Genomic DNA, 7,312 nt, shown 5'->3' with positions numbered 1-7,312 from the left:
TCCGCTGACCCGCATTGCTGACACACATCACGCGCTCTCCACCTTACTCCGAGGGGCGTCGTTCGTGGATCGCATACAGTTGAACGACAAGGTTGCAGGTCTTGGCGCGGGCGGTCCGAGCCTCGTGACGCAGGCTGCTCCTGACCAGGACGTTCTGGTTGCAGGATCGACGGGCGGCACGCACGTGAACTTCGCAGGCACCGCAGGTCCGCGTGAGCTGACGGGCGTTGCCAACGGCACGGGCGACAACTCCGCAGCAACGGTCGGTCAGTTGAGGCCGGTGGCTGCAGCCCTTGGCGGTGGCGCCGCAGTTGGCGCGGACGGCAAGGTGACGCCTCCGACATATAACGTCCAGGGCGGTACGCAGAACAACGTCGGCTCCGCACTGGGTGCGCTGGATAGCGGTCTTGACGCAGTGAAGACCCAACTCGGTAAGGTCGGTACCAGCCTCGTTACGCAGGACTCCCCGACGAGTGCCATCACCGTCGGCGCGTTGACGGGCGGCACGGAACTCAACATCGCCAACAAGGACGGCGCTGCTCGCAAGATCACCAACGTCGCAGCCGGTGACGTGAGCACGTCGAGCCTCGACGCGATCAACGGTTCGCAGTTGCATTCCGTGGGTCAAGGCCTGGCAACGGCCATCGGCGGTGGTGCGGCATTGGGCAGCGATGGCTCGATCACGCAGCCGACGTTCACCGTTGGCAGCGCCCAACTGCATAACGTCGGTGACGCGTTCGCAACGGTTGATGCGAGCTTGACGAAGACCACGAACGACATCAACGGCATCAAGGATACGTTGAGCACGATCGGTACGGGCGGCGGTACGGCGAATCCGAACGCGGTTGCGTACGACTCGGCGGCGCACGACAAGCTCACGCTCGGCACCCCGGGCACGACGACCACGTCGCTGACGAACCTGACGGACGCAACCCTGTCGGATAGCAGCACGGACGCTGTGACGGGCAAGCAGTTGTACGCCACGAACCAGCAGGTCAGCGCACTCGGCGACGCGATCAAGAACGTCAACACGACGGGCAGCACGGTGATTTCGGCGGGTCCGGTTGCAGGTGGTGACACCGGCCCGGCAGCGACGGCATCCGGTTCGGGCGCGCTCGCCATCGGCAGCGGTGCCAACGCAGGCGGCGATAATGCGCTTGCAATCGGTAACGGTGCGGGTGCTGCCGGCCTCGGCAGCACTGCAGTCGGTGCGGGCTCCTCGTCTGCTGGCACGGACTCGGTGGCTCTGGGCCACAACGCTCAGGCTCCGGCCAACAACGCCGTCGCGCTGGGTGCAAACTCGGTTGCCGACCAGCCGAACACGGTTTCGATCGGTTCGGAAGGCAACGAGCGTCGTTTGACCAACGTCGCGCCGGGCATCAACGGCACGGACGCGGTCAACCTGAACCAGTTGCAGGCCGGACTGGGCGGGATTGCTCGCAAGGCTTACAGCGGTGTCGCGGCAGCTACCGCGCTGAACATGATCCCGGACGTCGACGCGAACAAGACGCTGTCGATCGGTATCGGCGGCGGCACGTACCAGGGTTATGCGGCAACGGCCATCGGCGGCACGGCACGTATCACGCAAAACCTGAAGGTGCGCGTCGGTGCGGGCTGGAGCTCCAGCGGCACGACGGTCGGCGCAGGCGCTGCGTACCAGTGGTAAGTCGATAGTCGAACGGCCAGCCAGCAGCGCGCTCCGGTGCGCTGCTTCTGGCGGCCGGTCCGGCACAGCGGTCGATTCGCGAGAGTCGGCCGTGACGGACGGATTGGCGCTATCGCAAGCGACTCAAAAGCAACGGGCTCTTCTTCGGAAGAGCCCGTTTTTTTGCTCGAAACGCGCGACCGATCCGTCTCAATCACGCCAGGCCGCGCAACCCGATCAGTTCCCCACCCGCCGCTTCTCCAGCACGTCCTTCGCCTGCGCGAGCTTCTCCGCCAGTTGCGGCCCGCGCGCCAGCGCGACCCCTACCGCCAGAATGTCGCCGATCGCGAGATGCGAGACGCGCGACGTCATCGGCGAAAAAATATCCGTGTCTTCGTCGACGTTGGCCAAGAGACCCACGCTCGCCATACGCGCGAGCGGCGAGTTGCCGTGCGTGATCGCGACGACCTTCGCGCCGCCCACGAGCGCCGACTTGCACGCGTCGAGAATGTCCTTCGTGCGCCCCGTGTTCGAAATCGCGACGACCACATCGCCCGCGCCGAGCAGCGCGGCCGAGGTCGTGTACGTGTGAGGATCGGAATAGGCCACCGACGGCACGCCGAGCCGGAAGAACTTGTGCTGCACGTCGAGCGCGGCAATGCCCGATCCGCCCGCGCCGTAGAACTCGATGCGCCGCGCGTCGGCGAGCAGGGCGATCGCCGCGGCGACGCTGTCCGTCGACAAGCTGTTGCGCACCTGAATCAGCGCGCCGATCGTCCGGTCGAGCACCTTCGCGGCGACGCCGGACACGGGCTCGTCGGTTCGCACGTCGCGATAGACCGTGGGCACGTCTCCTGCGACGCTTTGCGCCAGCCGGATCTTGAATTCGCGAAAACCGGAAAAGCCGAGCGCCCGGCAAAAGCGCGCGATGGTCGGCTGGCTCACGCCGACGCGCGCGGCAAAGTCGGTCATCGCGAGATCGAGCACTTCGCGCGGCGCTTCCAGGACGTAGTCGGCGAGCTTGCGCTCGGACGGCCGCAATTGTTCGCGCATTGTTTCGACTTGGGACAGCAACATCGGGAATCTCGCCTATGCTGGAAATTGCGTGGACTATAGCCGATGAACGATCATGTACAAATACTACATAACACCGTCGTGCGCCGATCAGGGATTTCCCTGATCTGTATATGCAGTAAGCGTCGCTGGTCTAAGCGTTTGCATAACGAGACACGGTAAAAGCCCGTTGCAGACGTGTAGTTTTTCTACTAACATCGGGTCACTCGGCAAGGAGACGCATCGAACCAGAACTGCCGATCCCCGCGACATTCAACCCAAGCACCTCGGCGGCGTCTGCACGCGGATCGAGGCGAAGGAGTTTCGATGGTTTCCCCGCATCCGCAATTGAAGAAGGTCACCGACCGCGTGATCGAACGCAGCAAGCCGACGCGCGCGGCCTATCTGGCGCGCATCGCTGCCGCGCACGGCCAGTTCCCGGCGCGCGGCGCGCTGTCGTGTGCGAACCTCGCGCACGGTTTTGCCGGTCTCGAAGGCCAGGAAAAGATCGCGATCAAGTCGGTGCGCGAGCCGAACATCGGCATCGTTTCGTCGTACAACGAGATGCTTTCGGCACACGCGCCGTACAAGAACTTCCCCGACATCATCAAGCAGGCCGCGCGCGAGAGCGGCGGCATCGCGCAGTTCGCGGGCGGCGTGCCGGCGATGTGCGACGGCATCACGCAGGGCAACGCGGGCATGGAACTGTCGCTGTTCTCGCGCGAAGTGATCGCGATGAGCACGGCCGTCGCGCTCACGCACAACATGTTCGACGCGGCGCTGTGCCTCGGCATCTGCGACAAGATCGTGCCGGGCCTCTTGATCGGCGCGTTGCAGTTCGGCCATCTGCCGACCATCTTCATCCCGGCCGGCCCGATGACGAGCGGTCTCACCAACGACGAAAAGGCGAAGGTCCGCCAGCAGTTCGCGACCGGCGCATGCGATCGCAGCGCGCTGCTCGAAGCGGAATCGGCGGCGTATCACAGCCACGGCACCTGCACGTTCTACGGCACGGCGAACAGCAACCAGATGCTGATGGAAGTGATGGGTCTGCATCTGCCGAGTTCGGCCTTCGTCCATCCGCACACGCCGCTGCGCGACGCGCTCACCGCGCAGGCCGCGAAGCGCGTGCTCGAACTCACCGCCGAGCGCGGCGACTACACGCCGATCGGCCACGTCGTCGACGAGAAGTCGATCGTGAACGGCATCGTCGCGCTGCTGGCGACGGGCGGCTCGACCAATCACACGCTGCATCTGGTGGCGATTGCGCGCGCGGCGGGCATCGTGATCGACTGGAACGACTTCGACGAACTCTCGGCCAACGTGCCGCTGCTCGCCAAGATCTACCCGAACGGCAAGGCCGACGTGAATCATTTCCACGCGGCGGGCGGCGTCGCGTTCCTCGTGCGCAATCTGCTCGAAGCGGGTTTGCTGCACGAAGACGTGAAGACCGTCGCGGGTCCTGGGCTCACGCACTACACGAAGGAGCCGAAGCTCATCGACGGCAAGCTGCAATGGGTCGACGGCGCGCCGGAAAGCCACGACACGACGGTGCTTCGCGGAATCGAAGCGCCGTTCGCGCCCGATGGCGGCCTGCGTCTGATGCAGGGCAAGCTCGGCCGCGGCGTGATCAAGATTTCGGCGGTGGCGCCGGAGCATCGCATCGTGAAGGCGCCGGCGATCGTCTTCAATTCGCAGGAAGAAGTGCAGGAAGCGTTCGACAAGGGTGAACTGAAGCGCGATTTCGTCGCGATCGTGCGCTTTCAGGGCGCGCGGGCGAACGGAATGCCGGAGTTGCATCGATTGACGCCGCTTCTCGGCGTGTTGCAGGATCAGGGCTTTCATGTCGCGCTCGTCACCGACGGCCGCATGTCGGGCGCGTCGGGCAAGGTGCCGGCGGTGATCCACGTGTCGCCGGAAGCGCTGCTGCAAGGTCCGCTTGGCAAGGTGCGCACGGGCGATATCATCGTGATCGACGCACAGGCCGGCGTGCTCGACATCGACATCGACTCCAAGCAATGGGCCGCGCGTGAAGTCGAAGCGCCGCGCCATCAGGCGGAAAACGAAGTCGGTTTCGGCCGCGAACTCTTTGGCGTGTTTCGCAGCGCGGCATTGCCGGCGGAGCAGGGCGCCTCGGTGTTCGGTCCGATGGTGGGCGAGACCGAAGCGACGCGCGCCATGCATCAGACGACGCAGGCAACGCACGTATCGCATGCGACGCATTGAGCGCTGGGCAGGAATCTGAGAGACAAACTCGCGGACAGAACAACACACGCCGCACAAGACAGGAGTTGCATCACATGAAAACAGTCAGCGAAATCGTGCGTCTCGGCCCGGTGATTCCGGTCCTCGCCTTCGATTCGATCGAGCAGGGCGAGCACGTGTCGCGCGCGTTGCACGCGGGCGGCGTGAAGGTGCTCGAAATCACGCTGCGCACGGCGGCGGGCATTGGCGCCATCGAGCGCGCGAGCCAGCTCGCGGACGACATCGTCGTCGGTGTCGGCACGATCACGAAACCGGAGCACTGCGCGCAGGCGAAGAAGGCGGGCGCGCAGTTCGGCGTGTCGCCAGGACTCACGAAGGACATGCATAAGGCCGCGCAGGACGCCGGCCTGCCGCTTCTGCCCGGCGTGATGACGCCGAGCGATATCGTCCAGGCGCTCGAACTCGGCTACGAGATCGTCAAGTTCTTCCCGGCGCAGCAGGCGGGCGGCATCCCGATGCTGCAAGCGTTCTACGGCCCGTTTCCGACGCTCAAGTTCTGCCCGACGGGCGGCATCACCGCCGAAACCGCGACGAATTTCCTCGCGCAGCCGAACGTCGTGTGCGTCGGCGGATCGTGGCTGACGCCGAAAGCGGCGCTCGCGGCGCAAAACTGGGAGGAAGTCACGCGACTCGCGCGAGCGGCAAGCGCGCTGGCCGCACCGGCCTGATCGCCCGCGCTTGCCCGTAACCGGTCGCGCGAACGTCCGGCAACCCGCGAAAGCCTCTGCGACCACGGCGTCACGGAGGCTTTTTTTGTATTTATAGGAGCTTTCGGATTGATGTTTTGATGGTGTAGGAGCGCTGCAAATCGAAGGCAACAAGTAAAATCCGGATTCCTCGGCGCCGCGTGTGCGCTTGCCGGACGCCGCTGATGCAAAGCGACGGCAAACGCACCCGTAGCGATAACGTCAACAAAACCAAAGGAGGCGCTTCATGGAAGCCGTCCACGGCAGCATGCTGCTCGTCTACGCGGTCATCGCGATCGCAGTGCTGATCCTGATGATCACGCGCTACAAGGTCTACCCGTTCCTCGTTCTTCTGATTGTCTCGCTGTTGCTGGGCCTCGCCGTCGGCATGCCGATGGACAAGATCGTGAAGGCGTTCGAAACCGGCAACGGCAACACGCTCGGCCACATCGCGGTGGTGGTGGGCCTCGGCACGATGCTCGGCAAGATGATGGCGGAATCGGGCGGCGCGGAGCGCATCGCGAACACGCTCATCCACCTGTTCGGCGAGAAGAACATCCACTGGGCGATGATGTTCGTCGCGATCATCGTCGGCTTGCCGGTGTTCTTCGAAGTCGGCTTCGTGCTGCTGATTCCGATCGCGTTCAACGTCGCGAAGCGCACGGGCAAATCGCTCCTGCTGATCGGCCTGCCGATGGTCGCGGGTCTGTCGGTCGTGCACGGCCTGATTCCGCCGCACCCGGCCGCGCTCCTCGCCGTGCAGGCGTATCACGCCGACATCGGCAAGACGATCGCCTACGGACTGATCGTCGGCGTGCCGACGGCGATCGTCGCCGGTCCGCTCTTCGCGCTCCTGATCCACAAGTACATCAAGCTGCCGGAGAACAATCCGCTCGCGGCGCAGTTCGTCGAGCAGCATACTGAAGGCCAGAAGCGCGAGCTGCCGGGCTTCGGCGTCACGTTGTTCACGATCCTGCTGCCGGTGATCCTGATGCTGGTCGGCAGCTGGGCCGACCTTGTCTTCACGCCGAAGACGCTGCCGAACGACTTGCTGCGCTTCATCGGGCAGTCGGACATCGCGCTCCTGATCGCCGTGCTCGTCAGCTTCTACACTTTCGGCGCGGCGCGCGGCTTCAATCGCGAGCAGATCCAGAAGTTTTGCGGCGAGTGTCTCGCGCCGATCGCGGGCATTACGCTGATCGTCGGCGCGGGCGGCGGCTTCGGCAACATCCTGCGCGAAAGCGGCATTTCGCAGCAGATCGTCGCGTCGGCTTCGCAGGCGAACTTGTCGCCGCTGTTGCTCGGCTGGTTCGTCGCCGCGCTGATTCGTCTGGCGACAGGCTCGGCGACGGTCGCGATGACGACCGCGTGCGGCATCGTCGCGCCGATCGCGGCGGCCGCGGGCGGCGCCACGAAGCCCGAGTTGCTGGTGCTCGCGACGGGCGCCGGCTCGCTGATCTTCTCGCATGTGAACGACGGCGGCTTTTGGCTGATCAAAGAGTATTTCGGGATGACGGTGGGCCAGACGTTCAAGACCTGGTCGCTGTGCGAAACGATCATCTCGATCCTGGGTTTGGGGCTGACCTTCGCGCTTGCGGCGGTTTTGTAAGGAACAGATGGGGATCGGAGTGAGGTGATGAAGTCCCTCACTCTTTTCAGGAGA

At 64.6% G+C, this 7,312-nt stretch carries 5 protein-coding genes; 4 read left to right on the top strand and 1 reads right to left on the bottom strand.

Annotated features, from left to right (window positions below; translation table 11 throughout):
- A partial coding sequence (locus AWB66_RS18560) for a YadA family autotransporter adhesin (RefSeq protein ID WP_200819013.1) occupies positions 1-1,666 on the top strand: 1,666 nt, incomplete at its 5' end.
- Positions 1,667-1,882: 216 nt separating this feature from the next.
- On the opposite strand, the gene AWB66_RS18555 is transcribed toward AWB66_RS18560, so the two are convergent.
- Entirely contained in the window at positions 1,883-2,722 is an 840-nt protein-coding gene (locus AWB66_RS18555) for a MurR/RpiR family transcriptional regulator (protein WP_087631634.1), read from the bottom strand.
- A 303-nt stretch (positions 2,723-3,025) separates the two neighbouring features.
- Between AWB66_RS18555 and edd the strand changes: the two genes are divergently transcribed.
- From edd to AWB66_RS18540, 3 genes are all read left to right on the top strand, one after another.
- Positions 3,026-4,924 carry a phosphogluconate dehydratase gene (gene edd / locus AWB66_RS18550; RefSeq protein ID WP_087631633.1) on the top strand — a complete coding sequence of 633 codons (1,899 nt, stop codon included), beginning with the start codon at positions 3,026-3,028 and terminating at the stop codon, positions 4,922-4,924.
- Between the two features lie 74 nt (positions 4,925-4,998).
- The gene (eda, locus tag AWB66_RS18545; protein ID WP_087631632.1) at positions 4,999-5,631 is read left to right on the top strand and encodes a bifunctional 4-hydroxy-2-oxoglutarate aldolase/2-dehydro-3-deoxy-phosphogluconate aldolase; all 633 of its coding nucleotides are present in this window, start codon (positions 4,999-5,001) and stop codon (positions 5,629-5,631) included.
- Positions 5,632-5,896: 265 nt separating this feature from the next.
- Complete coding sequence (locus AWB66_RS18540) at positions 5,897-7,258, top strand: GntP family permease (RefSeq protein WP_087631631.1); 1,362 nt, start codon at positions 5,897-5,899, stop codon at positions 7,256-7,258.
- Positions 7,259-7,312: the final 54 nt, after the last annotated feature.

Source organism: Caballeronia telluris, assembly GCF_001544495.1.
Lineage (GTDB): Bacteria > Pseudomonadota > Gammaproteobacteria > Burkholderiales > Burkholderiaceae > Caballeronia > Caballeronia telluris.
Note: the sequence above shows the minus strand (reverse complement) of the source record. Positions and strands in the feature narration are given on the sequence as shown.

Bases quoted from the DNA above. Each gene is read 5' to 3' on its own strand.
- AWB66_RS18555 (WP_087631634.1), bottom strand. From the start codon at position 2,722: ATGTTGCTGTCCCAAGTCGAAACAATGCGCGAACAATTGCGGCCGTCC.
- eda (WP_087631632.1), top strand. From the start codon at position 4,999: ATGAAAACAGTCAGCGAAATCGTGCGTCTCGGCCCGGTGATTCCGGTC.
- edd (WP_087631633.1), top strand. From the start codon at position 3,026: ATGGTTTCCCCGCATCCGCAATTGAAGAAGGTCACCGACCGCGTGATC.
- AWB66_RS18540 (WP_087631631.1), top strand. From the start codon at position 5,897: ATGGAAGCCGTCCACGGCAGCATGCTGCTCGTCTACGCGGTCATCGCG.